Genomic DNA, 20,166 nt, shown 5'->3' with positions numbered 1-20,166 from the left:
TCCAGACCGGCCCTCCGTGTGGTGTGGGGGGCGCGGCTAGACTGCGCCTCATGAGTGAAGCGCTTCCGCTGGATCACGGGCACCTTCAGAAGCTGGTCACGGCGGACCTGGTGCGGCCGGACCATCTGCTTGGCGCGCACGTCGTGACGCAGGATGGTGTGGAGGGCGTGCGTTTCGGCGTGTGGGCCCCGAACGCGCATCACGTCAGCGTCGTGGGGGACTTCAACGGGTACAACGGCTTCGACAACGCCATGCAGCGCCTCGACTTCGGGTTCTGGGGCGTGTTCGTCCCGGCGGCCCGCAACGGGCAGCGGTACAAGTTCCGCGTGACCGGCCCGGACGGCCGCACCGAGGACAAGATGGACCCCTACGGGTCGTTCTTCGAGGTGCGCCCCGCGACCGCCAGCATCGTCTGGGACCAGCCGTTCACGTGGTCGGACGACGGCTGGATGGCGCACCGCAACGCGGGCTTCGAGCAGCCCGTCAGCATCTACGAGGTGCATCTGCCGTCCTGGGCGCGGCGGGACGACGGGTGGTTCCTGAACTACCGCGACCTCGCGCACCGGCTGGGTGAGTACGTGCAGTTCATGGGCTACACGCACGTGGAACTGCTGGGCGTCATGGAGCACCCCTTCGACGGGTCGTGGGGCTATCAGGTGACCGGGTACTACGCCCCGACCAGCCGCATGGGCAGCCCCGAGGACTTCAAGTACCTCGTGAACCATCTGCACGGCCTGGGCATCGGCGTGATTCTCGACTGGGTGCCGGGGCACTTCCCGACGGACAGTGCGGGCCTCGCGAAGTTCGACGGTACGCCGCTGTTCGAGTACGCCGACCCCCGCAAGGGCTTCCATCAGGACTGGAACACGTACATCTTCGATTACGGCCGTAACGAGGTCGTGATGTTCCTGATCGGCTCGGCCCTGAAGTGGCTGCAGGACTTCCACGTGGACGGCCTGCGCGTGGACGCCGTCGCCAGCATGCTGTACCTCGACTTCTCCCGCACCGAGTGGATCCCGAACGTGCACGGCGGGCGCGAGAACCTGGAGGCCATCGCGTTCCTCAAGCGCCTGAACGAGGTCGTGCACCACATGGCCCCAGGCTGCATGATCGTCGCGGAGGAGAGCACCTCGTTCCCCGGCGTGACCACCCCGAGCCCCTTCGGGCTGGGCTTCGACTACAAGTGGGCGATGGGCTGGATGAACGACAACCTCGGGTACTTCGAGCAGGACCCGCTGTGGCGCAAGCATCACCACCACGCGCTGACGTTCTTCAACGTGTACCGCACGAGCGAGAACTACGTCCTGGCGATCAGTCACGACGAGGTCGTGCACCTGAAGAAGAGCATGGTCATGAAGATGCCCGGCGACTGGTACGCGCAGCGCGCCGGGTACCGCGCGTTCCTGACCCTGATGTGGGCCACGCCCGGCAAGAAACTGCTGTTCATGGGGCAGGAGTTCGCGCAGCCCACCGAATGGAACCACGACGTCAGCCTCCCGTGGCACCTGGCAGACCACCCGGACCACCGGGGCGTGCTGAACCTCGTGCGGCGCCTGAACGGCCTGTACCGCACCCGCCCCGACTGGCACGTGGCCGACACGAAGGAAGAAGGCATGCTGTGGCTCAGCGCGGACGACGTCGAGAACAGCGTGTACGCCTTCATCCGCCGCGACCCGGTGGGCGGCGCGTGGAGTGTCGTCGTGGCGAACCTCACCCCGGTGTACCGCGACCTGTACCCCATCGGGGTGCCGCAGGGCGGCGCGTACCGCCTGCTGCTCTCCACCGACGACGGCGAGTACGGGGGCTTCGGCACCCAGCAACCCGACCTGAACGCGAAGGACGAAGGCTGGCACGGGCAGACGCACCACCTGCGCCTGAACCTCCCGCCGAACAGCGTGCTGGTCCTCTCCCCCACCACAGAGACCATCGTCAGCGAAGACCGCTGACGCGACACGGTCGGGCGGGGCGGGACGTGCTTGAATGCACCGCGTGACCGTCCCGCCCGACCCCACTCCGGACCAGACCACCGCGGACCAGACCAGCCCGGACCGCCCACGCCCTGACGCCCTGACCGCCCTGAGCTTCCTGCTGCTTGCCGCGCTGGCCGGACTGCTGCTGTGGCCGCTCCTGACGGGCGGCGCGGCCCCCAGCCCGTACCTGATCGGCGGGCTGCTGCTGGCACGCCTGGGCGTGCAACTCCTGCGCGCCCGCCGCGACCCCCGGCTGCGCCGCCCCGTCAGCTGGGCGCTGGACCTGCTGATCATCGCCCTGATCTTCAACGTCGCCAGCCGCCAGCCAACCTGACCGGTCAGGGGGCAGGCCCGGCACCACTGGGCCGCAGGACGTCACCCCACGTGGCGGCTCAGCGTCACCATGAGATGCCGCCCTCACGTATCCTGCCTCCGTGCTCCCGTCCGCGCCTGCCGCCACCCGTCCACCTTTCCTGGTTCCCGCACTGTGGACGTACGTGGCGCTCCTGACGCTCCTGTCGCTCGCAAGCGGAACGAAATCGTTCAGCGTGCCGCTGATCATCCTCACCCACCGACTGACGGCCTGGAGCCGGGATGTCCAGAACGGTGACCCCGGCCCGCACGCTCCGGCCCTCGCGGTATGGGCGTTGGTGGGAACGCTGGAGGGAGTGATCGCCGCCTGCGTGGGCGCGGTTCTCGGGATGCGGGGGAGTCTCGTGGAGGCAGCCACGGTGACACTGCTCGGTGCCACCTTTGCGTGGGCCTGCTGGGAGTTCCGGCCCCTCGCACGGACCCTCGGTCAGTTGGGCAGCAGGGAAACGCTCCGCCGCTGGACGATGCCACTGCGTCTCACGCAGCTTGCCCTGCTGTTCCTGATCGCTTCCTCGTTCCTCATTCATGATGTCCTTGAGTTCCAGCTCGCGCAGATGATCACCGGGGTCTTCCTGCTGCTGCCGACGGAGTTCCTGTACCGCTTCGTGGCCCGCAACGCCCGCTGACCATCCCCTGCCGTACCCTGTGGGCATGACTGCTCCGCTGTTCGATTCGCACATGCACACGCCCCTCTGCGGGCACGCCACCGGCACCCCGCGCGAGTACGCGCAGGCGGCGCTGGACGCCGGGGTGGCGGGCATCTGTTTCACGGATCACATGCCGATGCCCGCGTGGTACGACGCGCCGTGGCGGATGCGCCGCGATCAGTTGGCGCAGTACGTGCAGGACGTGCAGGAGGTGCAGGTCGAGTTCGCGGGGCGGCTGGAGGTCCGGCTGGGCCTGGAGGCCGACTACCACCCCGGCACCGAGAAGTACGTGGAGGAGGTGCTGGGCGCGCACCCGTGGGATTACGTGATCGGCAGCGTGCATTACATCGGCGCGTGGGGCTTCGACAACCCGGAGTTCGTCGCGGAGTACGACAGCCGCGACCTCGCGGGCCTGTACCGCGACTACTACGCGCTGGCCGAGGGTGCCGCGAAATCCGGGCTGTTCGACAGTGTCGGGCACCTGGACCTGCCCAAGAAGTTCGGGCACCGCGACCCCGACGGGTACGCCGCGCTGCACGCGCTGGACGTCATCGCCGAACGCGGCCTGAGTTTGGACTTCAACACCGCCGGGTGGCGCAAACCCATCGCGGAAGCGTACCCCGCCCCGGACCTGACCCGCGCCGCCGCCGAACGCGGCATCCCCTTCGTCCTCGGCAGCGACGCGCACAAACCGGAGGAAGTCGGGCACCGCTTCACGGACGCCATCAAGCAGATTCACGACGTCGGCGGACGGATCGTCACGTACCAGGGACGCGTCCGGCACGGATAAAGCGTTATCTCTCTGGCTCCCCCTGGGGGGAGCTGGCCGCGCAGCGGACTGAGGGGTCCACGCGGGGGCTGTGGGCTCTGAGCAGAACCGCACTGAGGGTGTTCCCCATGGCTCAGAGCCAGCACCCCGCGCCCGCTACTCTGGGCGTATGGATGTCACGAAAAAGTCCCTGGCGGGGGTGCTGAAGACGACGGCGGATCTGCTGGATCTGCTGGGGGTGGGGGATGATCCGTTCCGGGCGCAGGCGTTCCGGAGTGCGGCGCGCAGCCTGGAGGGCGTGCAGGACGAGGTGGACGCCCTGGTGGCGCGGGGCTTTGCGGGCGTGCCGAAGGTGGGGAAGGCGATTGCGCTGGATCTGGTGGGGTTCGTGGAGTCGGGGGTGTTCGGGCCGCTGGAGGACGCCGCGAGTCTGATTCCGGCGGGGGTGCTGAGTCTGTTCCGGGTGCGGGGGCTGGGGCCGAAGAAGATCCGGGCGCTCTGGGACGCGGGGATCGATTCGCTGGAGGGTCTGCGGGAGGCGTGCCGGGACGGGCGGGTAGCGGCGCTGAAGGGGTTCGGGGCGAAGAGTGCGGCGTCGTTCCTGGCGGCGGTGGAGTTCGCGCTGAGCGCGCAGGAGCGGCAGCACCTGAGCACGGGGGCGGTGGTGGCCGAGGGATTGTGCCACGTGCTGGATGGGCTGGAGGCGCGCGTGGCGGGGGATGTGCGCCGAGGACTGGACACGGTGCGGGTGGCGCGCGTGACCGTCACCGCCGACCCCGAGGTCGTGACGACGCGGCTGGCAGGCGTGGTGGAGGGCCTGGAACGCGTCGGGAAGAAACCGCTGCTGGCCGGGCGCGTGGATGGCGTGCCGGTCGAGGTGGCGTTCGCGCCGCGTGAGGGCGTGCGGGGCGCGCTGGACCTGATGATGGGCGGCGGCACGGCGTACCGCGAGGCCCTCCGTGCCGAGGCGGCGGCGCGGGGCTTCGACCTGAGCGGGCACGGCCTGATCCGGGCGGGCGCGGTGCTGGACACACCCACCGAGGCGGACGTGATGCGCGCCCTGGACCTGCCCCTGCGCCCCGCCGAGTACCGCGAGCCGGAGCATGATGGCGTGTGGGAGGCCCTCCCCCACCCGGATCAGCTCGTGACGGTCGCGGACCTGCGTGGGATGCTGCACACGCACTCGACGTGGTCGGACGGCGCGGCGTCCGTGGCGGACATGGCGGCCGCGGCCGTGCGGCTGGGGCACGATTTCCTGGGCACCGGGGATCACTCGCGCGCCGCGCACTACGCGAACGGCCTGAGCATCGAACGCCTCCAGGCGCAACTGAAGGAAATCCGCGAGTTGCAATCGGCGGGCGTGCCGCTCGTGGCGGGCGCCGAGGTGGACATCCTTGAGGACGGCAGCCTCGACTACCCGGACGAGGTGCTCGCGGAACTGGATTACGTGGTCGCCAGCGTCCACAGCCTCTTCACGCTGCCCGCCGAGCGGCAGACCGAGCGGCTCGTGCAGGCCGCCCGGCATCCCCTCGTGACGATCCTGGGGCACCCCACGGGCCGCCTGCTGCTGCGCCGCCCCAGCTACGCGCTGGACCTGGACGCCGTGATGGCCGCCTGCGCCGAGCGCAACACGGTCGTCGAGATCAACGCGAACGCGTACCGCCTGGACCTCGACTGGCGCGTGGCACTGACGTGGCGGGACCGCGTGAAATTCGCCATCAACACCGACGCGCACGTGCCGGGCGGACTGAAAGACGCCCGCTACGGCGTGATGGTCGCCCGCAAGGCGGGCCTGACCCCGCAGCACGTGGTGAACACCCTGGACCGCGACGCGTTCCTGGCGTTCGTGCGGGCGCAACGGGCGGGGCGGTCATAACCTAGGGCGCTTACAGGAGCCAGCCCACCCCCAGTCGGCGCGGCTGGGGGTCGAGGTCATCGGCGCGGTCGATCTCGCCCAGCAGGGCCAGTCGGCACGCCTGACGCCCGGCTCGCCGCCAGCGTCGGCGGTCCTTGCGTGTGGCGGCGGACACACCGCCCCTGAGCCCCCCGTCCTGAAGGACGCGCCGCGCGAGTCGGTTCTGGTGCTGACGCTGGATGTCCTCCAGTTCCCAGGTCATCACGGCGGTGCGAAACGAAGCGCCCCGCCGCTGGACATACCCGACCCGGTGGTAGATGATCCGGGTTCGCCCCTTGCGAGTTCGGCGGACAGTGATCAGGCGGGAGCCCGGGTGGCGTGAGGCGCACACCTGCGCTTCCCAATGCTGATCGAACTGGCCGATCCATGTCCAGCAGGCGCGCGGCCACGCCTGATCCACCTCTGGCGAGGACCAGTTTCTGAACTTAAATCCGTACAGCTGAAGGTTGAGGCGACGAGCGGCAATGCGGCGAGTGTGTCGCTCCCGCTTCCAGATTTTGTTGGCCATGGCAGGCCCCCTCCGGTGGGGCCTACTGCGTGTCGTCGCGCCAGATCATGGGCTCAGTGTAGGGAGATCTCTCCTCGCTGACCTGCGTCAGATGACGTATGGGAGGGCGTGGGCCTTCATCCATAGCGTTTCTCCAGTAATCCGCTCAGGGCGGTCCATTCGGCCTGTTTGCCGTCGGGGAGTTGCCGGGCGAGGTTGGCGAGGTAGCGGGTGAGGTGGGTGCGGGTCAGGGCGTCGGGGTCGAGGCCGAGTTCGCTGGCGGCTTCGGGGATGAGGACGTCGGCCATGGGGCCGATGAGGCGGGTGAGGTTCCAGTGGAGGTCTTCGAGGAAGTCCGGGCCGAGGGGCATTTCAGATTGTTCTGGGTGGCCGAGGGCGCGTTCGAGGGTGCCGCCTTCGGTGGTCTGGTCGAGCATGTGGTCGAACGCGGCGGTGGCGGCCTCGGGGTCGCGGCGGATGATGCCGTGGATGATCTGTTCGTGGGTGGTGTACAGGTGCGGGAAGCGTCCGGCGTGCATCAGGTCGGTGCTGATGGCGCGCAGCAGGTTGGCCAGCGGCATGTGGATGGCGCGCAGGAGGCGCAGGACGACGGGGTTCCCGGCGGCGTGGGCGATGGCCATGTGCAGGGCGAGGTCGGCCTGGATGAACGCTTCGGGTGCGCCCTGCGCGTCGCGCATGCGGTGCAGGTGCTCCAGCAGGTCGGTGTGCTGTTCGGGGGTGGCGTGCCGGGCGGCCTGGGCGATGGTGTAGTGTTCGAGCGCCTGGCGGGTGTCGAGGAACGCGCGGGCCTCGTGTTCGTCGTGGACGGCGCCGAGCCAGAGGTTGATGCTGGGGGCCTGCTGCGTGACGGGGAGGATGATGGTGCCGCGGCCGGGTCGGGCGTCGACGACGCCGCTGGCGGAGAGGATGGAAATCGCCTCGCGCACGGCGGCGACGCTGGTGCCGTAGCGCTGGGCGAGGTCGCGCTGGCTGGGCAGTGTATCGCCGGGTTTCAGGCGGCCGTCGAGGAGGAGTTCCTGGAGGTGCGCGGCGATGTGTTCGCCGAGGGAGCGTTTTTCCAGGGGGTCGGCGGCGAAGCCGGGGTCGGGGCCGGTCAGTGGGAACAGCGCCGAACTCGTGAACGATGAGCGGGTGCTGCAGGCCTACCTGGGCGGCTGATACGGATTCCGTCTGTTTCGTTGACAACCCGGGACAGCACCGGGTTGCCAACTCCACGCCCGGAACCCGTTTCCCTCCTGCTCGCTCCGCTCGGGTTGAAAGTTTTTGCAAACCTTTCAACCGAAGTCCTTATGAAGCGCCACACAGTCGAGGGCGGGACGACTCCCCTCACAGAGTCGTCCCGCCCGAGTTTTCTTCCAGTGGGAACGGGCCTTCAGTCGCCGGCGTTCCCTGCGCGCCGTTCAGCGCGTGCCGAAGTCCTGCACCCAGTACGTGCCGTAGGGCGTGCCGGGCTGGTACACGTACCCGATCCCGACTTCTTTCAGGGTGGGGTCCATCAGGGTCTTGCAGTGGCTGGGGCTGTCGATCCAGCCCTGCATGACGTTGGCGACGGTGTACCCGGCGGCGATGTTCTCGGCGACCTCGGTCCAGCCGGTGTACCCGGCGGCCTGCATGCGCTGCGCGGGGGTCTTCCCGTCGGGGTTGACGTGATCGAAGAACTTGCGGGTGCCCATGTCGGCGGCGTGGGCGCGGGCGGCGGCGGCCAGGTAGCCGTTCCAGGTGACGGGCGCGGCGGCCTCGAAGCGCTGTGTGCCGCAGGTGCGGGCCACGCCGCGCGCGGCGTTCAGGGCGCTGAGGATCTGCGCTTCCTCGCTGCTCATGGTCTGGCTGCCGGCGTCGCGGGGGCCGCTGCTCTGCCCGCCGGTGCTGCCAGCGCTGCCGACAGCGGCGCTGGGGGTGCTGGGGCCGCCGCAGGAGGCGAGGAGGGCGGTCAGGGGCAGCAGGGTGGTCAGGATGAACGTGCGCATGTGAGGGTCCTTTGACCGGTGGGAATGTGGGGTCCGGTCTGAAGTGGCCTCAAGGTACTCAGGGGGGCATCTCGGGCCGCTCACGGCGCCGAAAATGAAGATGAGCGTGACGTGACCCCCGCATGGGGGGTCCACCGGAAGCACTCATCCGACGAGATGCCAGGAATTTTTGCTGTCCTGGCAGCACTTTTCCCGAGATTCGCGGTGGCCGCCCACCCTGGCCTGCGGCGTCACGCGCGGGGCAATGTGGATTTTTTACGTTTGTGAGGTTGCTGTGACAGTTCCACGTCCGGCGTGCGGGCCAGATGAAGGCCGCCGGGGCACCACACGAAAACGCCCTCCAGGTGGGCCTGGAGGGCATCAGGGAACGCGGCTTAGCGTACGCGGTTCAGGGCGTCCTGCGCGTCTTTGTAGTTCGGGCTGAGCTTCAGGGCACGCTCGTAGTTCTCACGGGCTTTCAGGCGGTCCGGCGCGGCAGTGCCCGCGCCCCGCTCGTAGCTGAGACCCAGGTAGTACGCGTACTCGGCGTTCTGGCTGCCCAGCGCCGAGGCGCGCGTGAACTGCTCACGGGCGACCTTCAGGTCCCCGGCGTCCAGCGCGAGGCGACCCAGGTAGAAGTAGAACTCCGGGTAGCGCAGCGGGTCGAGCGTCACGGCCTGGTTCAGCTGCGCGCGGGCCGTGACCGGGTCCTTGGCGAGGTAACTGACGACGCCGTACTGCCCGACGGCGTACGCGTTGCGGGGCGCGAGACGCGCGGCCTGCGCGGCCTCGGGTTTGGCGGCGGTGACGTTCCCGCTCAGGGCGAGCAGTTTGGCGTAGTACGCGCGGTTGAACGGATCGCGCGGGTCGAGGATCACGGCCTGCTGCAGGTTGTCCAGCGCCAGGGGGATGTTCCCGGTGGCGTAGTACATGTCGCCCAGGTTGTACATCAGGATGGCGTTGTCGCCGTTCAGGGCGATGGCGCGCTTGAACGCGTCGATGGCCCGGGGGGCGTCGCCCTGCAGTTTGTACACGTAGCCGCGTTCGTTCCACACGCGGCTGAGCAGCACGTCCGCGTTCTGCGTGGCGGCCTGCGCGAGGCCCTCGGCGTCCTGCAGGACCGTCAGGGCGGCCGTCAGGTTCGCGCCCACCAGCGTGCGGTCACCGGCGCCGATGTACTGCTGCACGTACGCCTGCGACAGCGAGATCTGCGCGTCGAAACTGCGCGGGTCGAGCTTCACGAGTTGCTGCAGCGTGGTGATCCCGGCGCTGTACAGGCGCAGTTTCACCTGCGCGCGGCCCAGGCCGAGCAGCGCGGCCGGGTTGCCGGGTTCGAGTTCGGCGGCGGCGCGGTACGCGACGTACGCCTGGTCGTACTTGCCCTGCTCGTAGTAGTACCCGCCGACCGCGACGTAGTTCGCGGCGGGAATGGGGCGCGCCGGGGCGGCGCTGGGGGTGGCGGGCGTGGCGGGGGCCGTCTGCGCGCTGGCGGGCGCCAGCAGCAGCATGAGGCTCAGCAGTCCGCCGGTCATGATGCGTCGATTCACTCGGTAACCTCCGTGGCGATCAGCGGGGCCGTCTGGGGCCACGCGGTCCGCTCACTGCCAGGATTGGGCATGCGGGCATGATACGTGAGAACCGCTCCGGGCGGGGTGAAGTGCCCGTGAGAGGGAAGAAAATGACCGTCGGCGCGGTGCATGACGGCATCTTCACCGCGCGACTTGACGGGCATCTGACGCGTAGGCCGGCCCTCCCCCGCCGTTGCCGGGTGCCCGCCACTGCTACAGTGCGCGGCGTGAACATCCCCAGACGTATCGGGCTGACCGGGTCCATCGGGGCGGGCAAGAGTACCGTCGCGGCCCTGCTGCGCGCGCGCGGCCTGACCGTGCTGGACGCCGACGAGCAGGCGCGGCTGGTGACGCAGGACCCCGAGGTGCTGGGCCTGCTGGCCGCCCGGTTCCCCGGCGTGGTCGTGGACGGCACGCTGGACCGCGCGGCGCTGGCGGGGCGGGTGTTCGGTGATCCAGCGGCGCTGGCGGACCTGAACGGCGTCACGCACCCCCGCGTGCGGGCGCGCATGGCCGCGCTGGAGGCGCGGGCCGCCGCGCGCGGCGAGCAGGCAGTCGTGCAGGACGTCCCACTGCTGTTCGAGGGTGGGCTGGACGCCCAGATGGACGCCGTGATCGTCGTGGACGCCCCCCTCTCCCTGCGCGTGCAGCGGGTCATGGCGCGCAGCGGCCTGACCGAGGCCGAGGTCCTGGCCCGCGACGCCCGCCAGATGCCCGCCGACCAGAAACGCGCCCGCGCCACCGTCGTCATCGACAACGACCGCGACCTCCCCCACCTCGAAATGCAGGTGGACAGGGCACTGCGCCAGCTGGGACTGGGCGGCTGATGGCTGATGGTCAACAGCGTGTGCGCGGCGAACCCGCCCACGTCCAGCCGACCCACTCCCCACAACCCCCTTCCCACTGCCCACACCCCACCCCCCATCAGAAGGGGGCGGTCCCGCCCTGCGAGTCCGCCCCCTCTGCCCTGCCGGGTCAGTTCTGCTGGGCGTCCAGCGCGGCTTTGATCAGTCCGGCGAAGGGGGGGCTGGGGCGCATGGGGCGGCTCTTGAATTCCGGGTGGGCCTGCAGGGCCACGAAGTACGGGTGGCCGGGAATCTCGATGGTTTCCACGAGGCCCGCGCCGCGTCCCTCGACGCCGGGGGTGACGCCGCTGATGACGAGTCCGGCGTCCTTGAGCTGCTGGGTGTAGGCGGGGTTCACCTCGAAGCGGTGGCGGTGGCGTTCGCGGACGGTGCCGCCCTGCGGAACGCCGTACAGTTCGGCGATCTTCGTACCCGCCTGGAGGTCCATGGGCCAGTCGCCGAGGCGCATGGTGCCGCCCATCCCGGCGACTTCGAGCTGTTCGGGCATCAGGTCGATGACCTTGTGGGGGGCGTACTCGTCGAACTCGGCGCTGTTGGCGCCGTCCAGTCCGGCCTTGTGGCGGGCGTATTCGATCACGGCGATCTGCATGCCCAGGCAGATGCCCAGGTAGGGGGTGCCGCTCTCGCGGGCGTACTGCGCGGCGCGGATCTTGCCTTCGATGCCGCGGATGCCGAAGCCTCCGGGCACGAGGATGCCGTCGGCACCTTCCAGGCGGGCCCTGACGTCCGCGTCGGTGACGCTGGGGTCGGCGAGGTCCTCGGCGTTCACCCACTGGATGTTCACCTTGGCGTCGTTGGCGATGCCGGCGTGCGTGAGGGACTCCATGAGGCTCAGGTACGCGTCGGGCATCGCGGTGTACTTCCCGGCGATGGCGATCGTGACTTCACGGGCGGGCTGTTTGATGGTCTTGACGGCGTTCTGCCACACGCCGAGGTTCGGGTGGATGCGCTCGAGGCCCAGGATGTCCTCGACGGTCTTGCCGAGGCCCTGTTCCTCCAGTGCGAGGGGCACCTCGTACACGTGGGAGACGTCGAAGCTGGAGAAGACGCGGTTCTCGCGCACGCTGGTGAACGCGGCGATCTTGCGGGTGATCTCGGGCGGGAGTTTTTCCTTGCTGCGCACCATGACGATGTCGGGGCTGATGCCCACGCTGCGCAGTTCCGCGACCGAGTGCTGGGTGGGTTTGGTCTTGAACTCGTTGCTGGTGCCCAGGTACGGCACGAGCGTCAGGTGCAGGTACAGGACGTTCTCGTCGCCCTCGTCGAACTTGAACTGCCGGATCGCTTCGAGGAACGGCAGGCTTTCGATGTCACCGACGGTGCCGCCCACCTCGATCAGGACGATCTCGGCTCCGGCGCGTTCCCCGGCGGCGCGGACGCGGCGTTTGATCTCGTCGGTGACGTGCGGGATGACCTGCACGGTCTGCGAGAGGTAGTCCCCGGCGCGTTCCTTGCGGATGACCTCCTGGTAGACCTGCCCGGTCGTGATGTTGCTGCCCGCCGGGATGTCCAGGTCCAGGAATCGCTCGTAGTTGCCGATGTCGAGGTCGGTCTCGGCGCCGGACGCGGTGACGAAGCACTCGCCGTGCTCGTAGGGGCGCATGGTGCCCGCGTCGATGTTGATGTACGGGTCGATCTTGACGGCCGTGACCTTGTACCCGCGCGCGCGCAGCAGCGCCCCGAGGGACGCGCTGGCCACGCCTTTACCGAGGCTGCTGACGACGCCGCCTGTGACGAAGATGTATTTCATGTCTGACCGCGAGCGCCTGACCCCCGCCGGGGGGCCACCCCACTGATGGCGGGGCCAAAAAGAAAAACCGGGGCGCTCGGCCTCCGGGATTTCATGCTAGCACGTTCCGCCCCGCGCGGGTCAGGGACTCAGGGTGCCGACGTTGCGTGGCGCGACGGTCACGCGCTGCACCCAGTTGACGGGGTTCGCGTCGGGCCGGGCGGGCAGGGTGGTGTCGCGGCCCCGCACGGCGCGGTTCAGGCTGAGGTTCAAGGTGACCCGCACTCCACCGGGAGTCTGGGGCGCGGGCGTGACGGCGCTCAGCAGGTCCGGCAGGCCCGGCACGGCGGGCTGCACGTAGTCGAGCAGCAGGCTGGCTGTGCCGTCCAGTCCGGCGGCGGCGAGGTTCAGCGCGCCCGTGATGGTGGGCGGCGTGACGGCGTTCAGCGGCTGCGCGAACTCGGCAAGGACCCATCGGGTGTCGTTGCTGGTGTCGGGGCCGGGGTTGGCCTCGTCGGGTGCGCCAGCGGTCCAGTCGCCGCGCAGGACCGGGTAGTACGCGCGGAACACGTAGCAGGCGCGGCGGGTGTCGGCGGTGGTCAGGGCGCACCCGGCGACGGGCCGCTCGGGCGCCTGGATGAACGCCAGGATGGGCACGCTGCCCCCGACGGTCCAGCTGCCACCGCCGGGGCGGGTGGTGGAGTAGTTCGCGGGCAGGTTGATGGGGGTGCCGTTCGGGTACACGTACGCGGCCTCGCGGGCGCCAGCGATCAGGTAGTTCGCCGCCACCTGCTGTTCGAGCAGCAGATCGTTGCGGACCTGCAGGTCGCTGGCGCTGCGGCTGCTGCTGATCAGCAGGCTGCTCGCGGCGAACAGGACCAGCAGGGCCAGGCTGATACCGATCAGCAGTTCGATCAGCGTGAATCCCTGCGTGGGGGTGGACGGTGGGGGCCTCATGGGCGGGCCACGTCCGCGTTCAGGGTGCTGGTGGTGCCGTTCACGCTGACCTGCACGCTGATGCGCCGCGCGGGGCTGGGGTCGGGCGGGTTGCCGGTGCAGGCTGCGTTCAGCGGTACGGTCGCGGTCTCGGCGCCGCTCAGGTCGAGGGTGTGCAGGGTGACGGTCGTCCCGGCGGGCAGGGGGTCGGCCGCGCAGCGCTGGTCGTAGTTGGGGCGGCTCAGCCAGTCGCCGCGGATGGCCTCGACGACCTGCTGGGCCTGCTGGGTGGCGCTGACCTGCTGGCTGCTCTTGCGGGTCAGGCCGAAGAAGCTGGTCAGGGGGCTCAGGACGGCGACGGCGATGACGCTCAGCAGCAGCACGCCGACGAGGACCTCCACGATGGTCAGTCCGGCGGTGGGGGGTTCAGTTCGCATTCAGGATGACCTTCCCGGTCAGGCCGATGATCCGGACCTGCATGAGTTTCCCGTTGCCGGGGTGGCGCAGCGTCCAGATGACGCCCGCGCCGTCGGTGGTGCCGCCGGGCGCGCGGTACTGCACGCTGGGGGCGGTCTGGGCGCTGACCTGCACGCTGCCCGGCAGGGTCAGGGTGCGGGTGTCCGCGCCGCGCGTGACGGTGTAACTGCCGCTGCTGGGGGTGGTGGTGACGGTGGTGCTCTGGCCGCTTTTCAGGGTGGCGCTGCGGGCGGCGCGCAGGTCCGCGCCGAGCTGCGCGGCGGCGTCGCGCAGTTGCGTGGCGCGCAGGCTGCCCAGCAGCGACCAGCCGAAGATGCCCGCGATGATGCCCAGGATCGCGATGACCAGCAGCAGTTCCAGCAGCGTGAAGCCCTGGGTGCGGGGGCTCGGGCTGCGGGTCATGGGGCCTCCGAGACGGTGTCGCCGCGCAGGTCGACGGGGTTCAGGGGCTGGGTGGTGCCGGTGGGCGTCGTGACCAGGGCCATGGTCCAGGTGCGCGAGGTCGGGAAGTACGGGGGTTCCACACCGGCGAGGGTGCGCGGGTCGAACACGAAGTTCCGGCCGTACCCGGTCTGCTGCACGTTGCCGCTGGTGGTGCCGAACGCGCCGTAGTAGTTCTCGATGATCCCGCCGATCAGGTTCACGTTGCCCATGGGGGCACCGGTGCCGTAGCCGTTGACCTGCACGGCGCCCGCGCCGGCCATCATGACCGCGTGGATCTTCGGGTCGTTGCCCAGCCGGGAGGTCGGGTCGACCTGCGGGCTGATCAGGTTCACGTTGCCGGCGCTGGAGTAGATACCCAGGATGTTCGTGGCGGTCAGGTTCGCGCAGGTGGCCGGGGTGACGCTGCCGTCGGCGTTGCGGGTGTGCTGCCCGCTGCAGGGGGGATCGGCGTACGTCAGGTCGCTGGTGATGTTGATGTTGCCGGTGGCGGCCAGGGTCAGGCCGCTGAAGGGCGCGACGGCGGGGACGGTCGGGTCGGGTCCGGCGTTCAGGCTCGCCACGGCGCCATTGACGTACACCACGCCGTTGAAGTCCGAGGCGGGACTGCCAGGGGCGATGCTGCCGTCGGCGGCGCGGGCGGCGGGCACCCAGTTGCCGCTGCCGTCCTGAATGCGCAGTTTCCGGTTGGCGCCCACGGCGAGGTTCACGGTCACGCCGGTGTCGGTGGTGTACGTGATGCGCTGGCTGTCCTGCCCGCCGACGGTCGCGCGGAACAGTTGCAGGTTCGTGACGTTGCCGGGAATCAGCACGCCGCCGGTCAGCGCGGCGGTGGCCTGATCGTTGCCGTTGACGGGCAGTTGCACGAAGGGCGCGTTCCAGGTGACGCCCTGCGGGAAGCTGGGGGCCACGTCGGGGTTCCCGGCGCAGTCGGGGTTCCCGGCGTAGCAGAGGGTGGGCGCGTCGGGGCTGGGGGTCATGGCGGCGCTGGCCGTGAAGGTCGAGTCGAAGTACGCGCCGGGCTGGGGGGCGACGGCGCACTGGTCGCCGGTGCCGGGGTTGACGATCTGCCCGGCGGGGCAGCCGGCGCTGGTGACGGCCCCGCCGAACCAGGGTTTCCCGATGAAGCGGAACTGGCCGTTGGTGTGGACCGGCCCGCTGAACATGGTGCGGCTGGTGAAGGTGATGCGGTTGCCGGCCGCTTCCGCCGCCGCCGAGGCGAAGTGGTGGTTGGTGAACAGGGCGTTGGGCGCCAGGGAGGCCCGCTGGATCACGAGGTTCAGGCTGGACTGTTCGGCGCGCAGGCGGACCTGCCGGGTGGTGGTTCCGGCCGTGCCGGTGATCTGCGCGTCGGGCATGCTGAAGAACAGGCGGTACTCGCTGGGGCCGCTGCGGGTCAGGCGGGTGGGGCGCAGGCCGTACGTGGCGGCGTACCCGGCGCCGCTGGGCGCGCCGTTCAGGGTGGTGCCGGTGGCGCCGCTGAACATCTCGCGCCAGTAGGCGGCTCGTTTGGCGTCGGTGCTGCCGTCGAGTCCGGCGGCGGCGAAGGCCGTGGCGTTCACGGCGCGCACGAGCAGGCGGACGCGGGCGTCCCCGGTCTCGTTCAGGCCGCTGCTGAGGCCGCTCAGGTCGCAGACGTCCGCGCCGATGGCGACGGCGGGCAGGCTGCCCAGTCCGCACAGGGCGGCCAGGTCGCCCATGACCAGCGGCGTGTCGTCTGGGGTGAACTGCGCGCTGCGCAGCAGGGTGCTCATGACGCGCAGGCGCGCCTGGACCAGCGAGGTGCCGGATTCGGCGGCCAGCTGGGCGCGCAGGACGCTTTCCTGGTCGCTGCTGGAGCGGCGGGTCGAGAGGGTGACCTGCGCGGTGACGCTCATGATCACCGCGAGGAGCAGCATGACCAGCAACAGGGAGACGATCAGGGTGGCGCCCTGCGTTCGTTCGGTGGACCGCATGAAGTCAGTATGAAGGGATGAATGCCAAAAATCTCACCCCTAGGCCGGTGCGCCCGGAGGGGTGGGTAGGGCTTGGCGGCGGCGCCGCGAACTGTCATACTTGGTGACCCGCTGTCCAGTCACGCCGCGCTGTCAGGCTGCTCCTCCGTGAGAGGGAGGCAGCAGAACGATTCAGCGGCCCCGGATGCGTTCCAGCAGCGCGGTGCAGCGTTCCTCACGCTGGCGGGACGCGGCGCGCTGCCACGCGGTCGCGGACCCCACGGCGTAGAAGCGGTCGCGGGCGCGGGTCAGGGCGGTGTACACGAGGTTGCGGCTCAGCATCGGCATGTGCGCCTCATGCAGGACGCCCAGCACGGTGCCCCACTCGCTGCCCTGCGCGCGGTGCACGGTCAGCGCGTACCCGAGTTGCAGGTTGAACAGTTCCGCCCCGGCCAGTTCGACGATGTTCCCGTCGAAATCCACGGTCAGGCGCGATCCGTCGGCCTTCAGGACGGTGCCGACCGTGCCGTTGAACACCTCGTTGGTGTAGTCATTCTTGGTCTGCACGACGATGTCGCCGGGCCGCGCGTGCGAGTCCCCGATGCGGACGCCGCCCTCACCGGGGTTGAAGAGGCTCTGGAGGTGGTGGTTGAGCATCTCGACGCCCAGCGGGCCCTTGCGCATGGGCGTCAGGACCTGCACCTGCGTGGGGCCGCCCATGTCCCGCACGAGCAGCGCCACGCGCCGCGCGCCGACGTCGGGCTCGGTTTCCGTGAGGTTCAGGCGGGGGTCGCCCCACTGCGGCGCCTGCCCGTTCAGCAGGCCGTGCGCCGCGCGGATGATGGGGTTCTCGGCCGCCTGCCGGTACACCTGCGTCAGGCGCACGGTGGGCGCGGTCTGGGTCAGGGCGTGCAGGGGCAGCCCGGCGTCCACCGGGGGCAACTGGTCTGTGTCGCCGACCAGCAGCACCCGCGCGCCGGGCGCGACCGCCGCGAGCAGCGACAGCATCAGGCCGTCGCCGCACATGCTGACCTCGTCCACGATCAGCAGGTCGTACGGGGCGGGTTCGAGGTGGTTGTGCCGGAAGCCCGCCGGGCCGTACCCCAGCAGGCGGTGAATGGTGCTCGCCGTGCGGCCCGTCACCTCGCCCAGACGGCGGGCGGCCTTGCCGGTGGGGGCGCACAGGCCGACCTCCAGGCCCAGCCGCTCGGCGAGGTCCGCGACGGCGCGGGTGGTGGTGCTCTTGCCGGTGCCGGGGCCGCCGGTCAGGACGACCAGCCGGTGCTCCCCAAGCAGGTCCAGCACGCCCGCCTGCTCGGCGGACAGGCCCTTCGCCGCGCCTTTGGGCACGGTCCACTCGTCCCCGGCGGGGGGCGTGGCGATCAGCGTGCGGATCAGGCTGGCGAGTTTCTTCTCGGCGCGCAGGGTGGGCGGCAGGTAGATGCGGCTGGGGTCGTGCAGTGCGTCCTGCGTGTCCAGCAGTGGAGGCGTGTCGTCGCTCAGGCGGCCCAGTTCCACGGCCGTCTCGACCGCCAGCCGGGCCTGGGCGGGCGTCACGCGGGTGTAGTGCACGACGCCCTTCTCCGCGCGGGCGCGCGGCAGGTACGAGTGCCCGCCCTGCTGCGCCGCCTGCTGCAACGCGTACACGGCGGCGGCGGTCAGGCGGCGCGGGTCGTCCAGCGCGCCGCCCTGCGCCTGCCACAGCTTGTCGGCAGTCAGGAAGCCGATCCCCTCGACCTCGGTCAGGGTGAACAGGTCGGCGGTCAGGCGTTCCAGCGCGGCCTCGCCGAAGTGCTTCACGGCCCGCTGCGCCTGCGTGATGCTCAGGCCCAGGCCCTGCAACCCCGCGAGCAGGCGGCGTTCGAGGCCCTGCTGCGACCAGCTGGACGTCATCTTGTGCAGCGTGCTGGCCGTCACGCCCGGCACCTGCAGCAGGCGGTCCGGGTCGCTCTCCAGGATGTCGAAGGTCGCCGCGCCGAAGGTCCCCGCGATCCGCCCGGCCAGGACCTTGCCCACGCCTCCCACCCGCGCTTCCAGGTACGCGGCGATGCCTGCCTCGGACAGGTCGGCAGGCTGGGCCTCCAGCACGAGGTTCAGCACGCGGTACTGGTACCCGTACTCGCGGTGTTCCTCCATGAGCACGTCGGCGCTGAAGGTGTCCCCGGCCTCCAGGGGCGGCATGACGCCGATCACGGTGGCGTCGGGGTCCTCGCCCTCGGGGTTGCGGATGCGGGCAGTCATGACCGTGAAGCCCGAATCGGCACGGAACCGCACTTTATTCACGCCGCCGGTCACGCGGAACGCCTCGGTTGGGGCAGCTGACATCGCCACTCAGCATAGCGCGGGGCGGGCAGTCCGCCTGTGACGGAATCCGCCCGCCCCGCCGGGTGGCTCAGGGCACGACGATGTCGGTACCATCGGGCTCAGGGCACGACGATGTCGGTACCATCGGGCTCAGGGGACGACGATGTCGGGGCCGTACGTGTCCGTGAAGGACATGGTGTCCGGCAGCACGTCCTGCTGGTTGGGGGGCAGCGTGGCGTATGTGCTGACGATCGTGTGGTATTTGCCGGGCGCGATGGACCCGGCCTCGCGGATGGGTCCGCTGACGTTCAGGTTGCCGCTGGCTGCCAGGCGGTTGGTCGAGTAGGAGGTGTTCGCGTCGGTGTAGATGTACACGTCGGCGAGTTTCACGGACCCGTCCGTGGTGCCGGTCGCGCCCAGCGTGGTGCCGCCCGCGGTGACCTTCAGGTTCTGCACGAACGGCAGGGCGTTCGCCGGGTCGAGGGACTGGCTCCTGGTGTACGTCTGTCCGTCCAGGCTGAGGGTCACGCTGTACGTGCCGGGCACCATGCTCGCGCCGGGGTGGTAGCCGAACCCGGACGTGGTGGGCAGGGTCGCCGGCACGACGCAGACCGGCGGGACGACCGCCCCGGCGGGCACGGTGTAGGTGCAGCTGGTGTTCGCGGCCACCCCGGTCCCGTCGATGCGCTGGAAGCGGATGGCACTGGCCGCCAGGCGGACGCGGTCGACGCCGCCCAGGAAGTCGCGGTGCACGCCGAGCGTCACGTCGATCCCGTACGTGTTCAGGTCGGCGCTGTCGCTGGCTCCACTGGCGAGTTTCGCGGTCAGGGTGACCTTCTTGCGCGACAGGCTCAGGTGCCGGGCGGTGGCCTGCCCCGCGGCGTTCACGCTGACCATCTGCGGATCGCTGCTCGTCCAGGTGACGGACTGACCGGTGACGGTGTCGCCCTGCGCGTTCCTGACGGTGTACGTGAGCTGGGTGGTCTCCCCGACTTTCAGGTTGGCGGGGACGTTCACGCTCAGGGTGTAGGTGGGCTGGGGGGCCGAGCCGCCGCCGCAGGCGGTGAGCAGCGCGGTCAGGATGGCAAGGGTCGGCAGGGCAGCGGTGCGTGCAGTCATGGGGGGGCCTCCTGGGTGCCGGTCATGCCCGGCTGATCCCAGGGTGCGCGGGTGGGCGTTTCGTGAGCGTTGCACGCGGGCGGCTTGCTTCACTGCGGAGCGTGACAGACGGTCCGTAGGCCCTGATGATGCGCACCTTTTCCCGGTGCTGCCGGTCTGGCGCAGCAGGAGGAAACTGGTGGCGATCCCAGCCAGTACGGTCCCCAGGGTGCTCTGGGCGCTGCACCGTGACCCCAGCAGAAAGGAGCGACTGGGACGGAGGTGGTCATGTCGATCAGCCTGAACTGGAGACTCCTCCGCGAACCAGGGGGCGCGCGGAGGAGCAGGGGAACGGACGGTGGCTTCAGCGGCGGGTGAGGCGGCGCAGCCAGCGGGGCAGGCGGCGGGCCGCGCGCTGGGCGAGGGCCACGTCCCCTGTGGCCGTCAGGCGGCTTTTCGTGATGAGGTCGAGGTCACTGCTGTACATGGGCTCATCTTTTCAGTAAGTCAGCGTTTTCAACATGATAAATGACCCTTTGAATGCTTATAAGTGGGTATTCTTTTTATTTGCAGATGTGGCCGCGGGAGGCGGTCGGCGCACACCTTTCGCCAGCATTCCGGCGAGCTGGCTTTGCACATAGCAACCCTGATGCATATGCAGTCGTGCATATTCACCCGCTTGCACC

At 69.9% G+C, this 20,166-nt stretch carries 18 protein-coding genes; 6 read left to right on the top strand and 12 right to left on the bottom strand.

What is annotated here, in order from left to right; translation table 11 throughout:
* The first annotated feature begins 50 nt into the window (after window positions 1–50).
* The 5 genes from EXW95_RS15505 to EXW95_RS15485 all read left to right on the top strand — a co-directional run bounded on the left by EXW95_RS15505 (window position 51) and on the right by EXW95_RS15485 (window position 5,634).
* Window positions 51–1,946 carry a 1,4-alpha-glucan branching enzyme gene (locus EXW95_RS15505; protein WP_174368195.1) on the top strand — a complete coding sequence of 632 codons (1,896 nt, stop codon included), beginning with the start codon at window positions 51–53 and terminating at the stop codon, window positions 1,944–1,946.
* A 43-nt stretch (window positions 1,947–1,989) separates the two neighbouring features.
* Window positions 1,990–2,304, top strand: a complete 315-nt coding sequence (locus EXW95_RS15500; RefSeq protein WP_371810105.1) for a hypothetical protein — start codon at window positions 1,990–1,992, stop codon at window positions 2,302–2,304.
* 100 nt (window positions 2,305–2,404) lie between these two features.
* Window positions 2,405–2,968 carry a hypothetical protein gene (locus tag EXW95_RS15495; protein WP_174368194.1) on the top strand — a complete coding sequence of 188 codons (564 nt, stop codon included), beginning with the start codon at window positions 2,405–2,407 and terminating at the stop codon, window positions 2,966–2,968.
* Between the two features lie 25 nt (window positions 2,969–2,993).
* On the top strand, window positions 2,994–3,779 hold the full coding sequence (locus EXW95_RS15490) for a histidinol-phosphatase HisJ family protein (RefSeq protein WP_174368193.1): 786 nt from the start codon (window positions 2,994–2,996) through the stop codon (window positions 3,777–3,779).
* 148 nt (window positions 3,780–3,927) lie between these two features.
* On the top strand, window positions 3,928–5,634 hold the full coding sequence (locus EXW95_RS15485; protein WP_174368192.1) for a DNA polymerase/3'-5' exonuclease PolX: 1,707 nt from the start codon (window positions 3,928–3,930) through the stop codon (window positions 5,632–5,634).
* A gap of 10 nt (window positions 5,635–5,644) precedes the next feature.
* Here the strand turns inward: EXW95_RS15485 and EXW95_RS15480 are convergent, their stop codons facing one another.
* The 4 genes from EXW95_RS15480 to EXW95_RS15465 all read right to left on the bottom strand — a co-directional run bounded on the left by EXW95_RS15480 (window position 5,645) and on the right by EXW95_RS15465 (window position 9,674).
* A complete protein-coding gene (locus EXW95_RS15480) occupies window positions 5,645–5,875 on the bottom strand; it encodes a hypothetical protein (protein ID WP_174368191.1) in 231 nt (76 codons plus the stop codon).
* 422 nt (window positions 5,876–6,297) lie between these two features.
* Window positions 6,298–7,215 carry a FadR/GntR family transcriptional regulator gene (locus EXW95_RS20360; RefSeq protein ID WP_371810185.1) on the bottom strand — a complete coding sequence of 306 codons (918 nt, stop codon included), beginning with the start codon at window positions 7,213–7,215 and terminating at the stop codon, window positions 6,298–6,300.
* 366 nt (window positions 7,216–7,581) lie between these two features.
* Window positions 7,582–8,148 (bottom strand): CAP domain-containing protein, encoded by a 567-nt coding sequence (locus tag EXW95_RS15470; RefSeq protein ID WP_174368190.1) that lies wholly within the window; start codon window positions 8,146–8,148, stop codon window positions 7,582–7,584.
* Between the two features lie 374 nt (window positions 8,149–8,522).
* Window positions 8,523–9,674, bottom strand: coding sequence for a tetratricopeptide repeat protein (locus EXW95_RS15465; protein ID WP_371810104.1), 1,152 nt, complete (start codon window positions 9,672–9,674; stop codon window positions 8,523–8,525).
* Between the two features lie 248 nt (window positions 9,675–9,922).
* On the opposite strand from EXW95_RS15465, the gene coaE reads away from it, so the two are divergent.
* Window positions 9,923–10,522, top strand: coding sequence for a dephospho-CoA kinase (coaE, locus tag EXW95_RS15460; RefSeq protein ID WP_371810103.1), 600 nt, complete (start codon window positions 9,923–9,925; stop codon window positions 10,520–10,522).
* A gap of 148 nt (window positions 10,523–10,670) precedes the next feature.
* Here coaE and EXW95_RS15455 read toward each other — a convergent pair whose 3' ends face one another.
* The 8 genes from EXW95_RS15455 to EXW95_RS21085 all read right to left on the bottom strand — a co-directional run bounded on the left by EXW95_RS15455 (window position 10,671) and on the right by EXW95_RS21085 (window position 19,967).
* Window positions 10,671–12,311 carry a CTP synthase gene (locus EXW95_RS15455; protein WP_174368189.1) on the bottom strand — a complete coding sequence of 547 codons (1,641 nt, stop codon included), beginning with the start codon at window positions 12,309–12,311 and terminating at the stop codon, window positions 10,671–10,673.
* Window positions 12,312–12,431: 120 nt separating this feature from the next.
* The gene (locus EXW95_RS15450; RefSeq protein WP_174368188.1) at window positions 12,432–13,247 is read right to left on the bottom strand and encodes a prepilin-type N-terminal cleavage/methylation domain-containing protein; all 816 of its coding nucleotides are present in this window, start codon (window positions 13,245–13,247) and stop codon (window positions 12,432–12,434) included.
* Entirely contained in the window at window positions 13,244–13,663 is a 420-nt protein-coding gene (locus EXW95_RS15445) for a hypothetical protein (RefSeq protein WP_174368187.1), read from the bottom strand. The genes EXW95_RS15450 and EXW95_RS15445 overlap by 4 nt, the downstream gene beginning before the upstream one ends.
* A complete protein-coding gene (locus tag EXW95_RS15440) occupies window positions 13,653–14,105 on the bottom strand; it encodes a Tfp pilus assembly protein FimT/FimU (protein ID WP_174368186.1) in 453 nt (150 codons plus the stop codon). The genes EXW95_RS15445 and EXW95_RS15440 overlap by 11 nt, the downstream gene beginning before the upstream one ends.
* Entirely contained in the window at window positions 14,102–16,099 is a 1,998-nt protein-coding gene (locus EXW95_RS15435; RefSeq protein WP_174368185.1) for a DUF4900 domain-containing protein, read from the bottom strand. The genes EXW95_RS15440 and EXW95_RS15435 overlap by 4 nt, the downstream gene beginning before the upstream one ends.
* A gap of 171 nt (window positions 16,100–16,270) precedes the next feature.
* Window positions 16,271–18,403, bottom strand: coding sequence for an ATP-dependent RecD-like DNA helicase (locus EXW95_RS15430; protein ID WP_174368184.1), 2,133 nt, complete (start codon window positions 18,401–18,403; stop codon window positions 16,271–16,273).
* Window positions 18,404–18,532: 129 nt separating this feature from the next.
* Window positions 18,533–19,501: an Ig-like domain-containing protein gene (locus tag EXW95_RS15425; protein ID WP_174368183.1), complete on the bottom strand. Its 969-nt coding sequence runs from the start codon at window positions 19,499–19,501 to the stop codon at window positions 18,533–18,535.
* 343 nt (window positions 19,502–19,844) lie between these two features.
* Window positions 19,845–19,967 carry a hypothetical protein gene (locus EXW95_RS21085; RefSeq protein ID WP_256435016.1) on the bottom strand — a complete coding sequence of 41 codons (123 nt, stop codon included), beginning with the start codon at window positions 19,965–19,967 and terminating at the stop codon, window positions 19,845–19,847.
* Between the last annotated feature and the right edge of the window lie 199 nt (window positions 19,968–20,166).

The sequence above is a fragment of the Deinococcus sp. JMULE3 genome, assembly GCF_013337115.1.
Classification (GTDB): Bacteria; Deinococcota; Deinococci; order Deinococcales; family Deinococcaceae; genus Deinococcus.
Note: the sequence above shows the minus strand (reverse complement) of the source record. Positions and strands in the feature narration are given on the sequence as shown.

Coding starts and splice junctions, on each gene's coding strand:
- EXW95_RS15455 (WP_174368189.1), bottom strand. CDS start 12,311: ATGAAATACATCTTCGTCACAGGCGGCGTCGTCAGCAGCCTCGGTAAA.
- EXW95_RS15445 (WP_174368187.1), bottom strand. CDS start 13,663: ATGCGAACTGAACCCCCCACCGCCGGACTGACCATCGTGGAGGTCCTC.
- EXW95_RS15490 (WP_174368193.1), top strand. CDS start 2,994: ATGACTGCTCCGCTGTTCGATTCGCACATGCACACGCCCCTCTGCGGG.
- EXW95_RS15480 (WP_174368191.1), bottom strand. CDS start 5,875: ATGACCTGGGAACTGGAGGACATCCAGCGTCAGCACCAGAACCGACTC.
- EXW95_RS15470 (WP_174368190.1), bottom strand. CDS start 8,148: ATGCGCACGTTCATCCTGACCACCCTGCTGCCCCTGACCGCCCTCCTC.
- EXW95_RS15440 (WP_174368186.1), bottom strand. CDS start 14,105: ATGACCCGCAGCCCGAGCCCCCGCACCCAGGGCTTCACGCTGCTGGAA.
- EXW95_RS15505 (WP_174368195.1), top strand. CDS start 51: ATGAGTGAAGCGCTTCCGCTGGATCACGGGCACCTTCAGAAGCTGGTC.
- EXW95_RS15430 (WP_174368184.1), bottom strand. CDS start 18,403: ATGTCAGCTGCCCCAACCGAGGCGTTCCGCGTGACCGGCGGCGTGAAT.
- EXW95_RS15450 (WP_174368188.1), bottom strand. CDS start 13,247: ATGAGGCCCCCACCGTCCACCCCCACGCAGGGATTCACGCTGATCGAA.
- EXW95_RS15485 (WP_174368192.1), top strand. CDS start 3,928: ATGGATGTCACGAAAAAGTCCCTGGCGGGGGTGCTGAAGACGACGGCG.
- EXW95_RS21085 (WP_256435016.1), bottom strand. CDS start 19,967: ATGTACAGCAGTGACCTCGACCTCATCACGAAAAGCCGCCTGACGGCC.
- EXW95_RS15435 (WP_174368185.1), bottom strand. CDS start 16,099: ATGCGGTCCACCGAACGAACGCAGGGCGCCACCCTGATCGTCTCCCTG.
- EXW95_RS15425 (WP_174368183.1), bottom strand. CDS start 19,501: ATGACTGCACGCACCGCTGCCCTGCCGACCCTTGCCATCCTGACCGCG.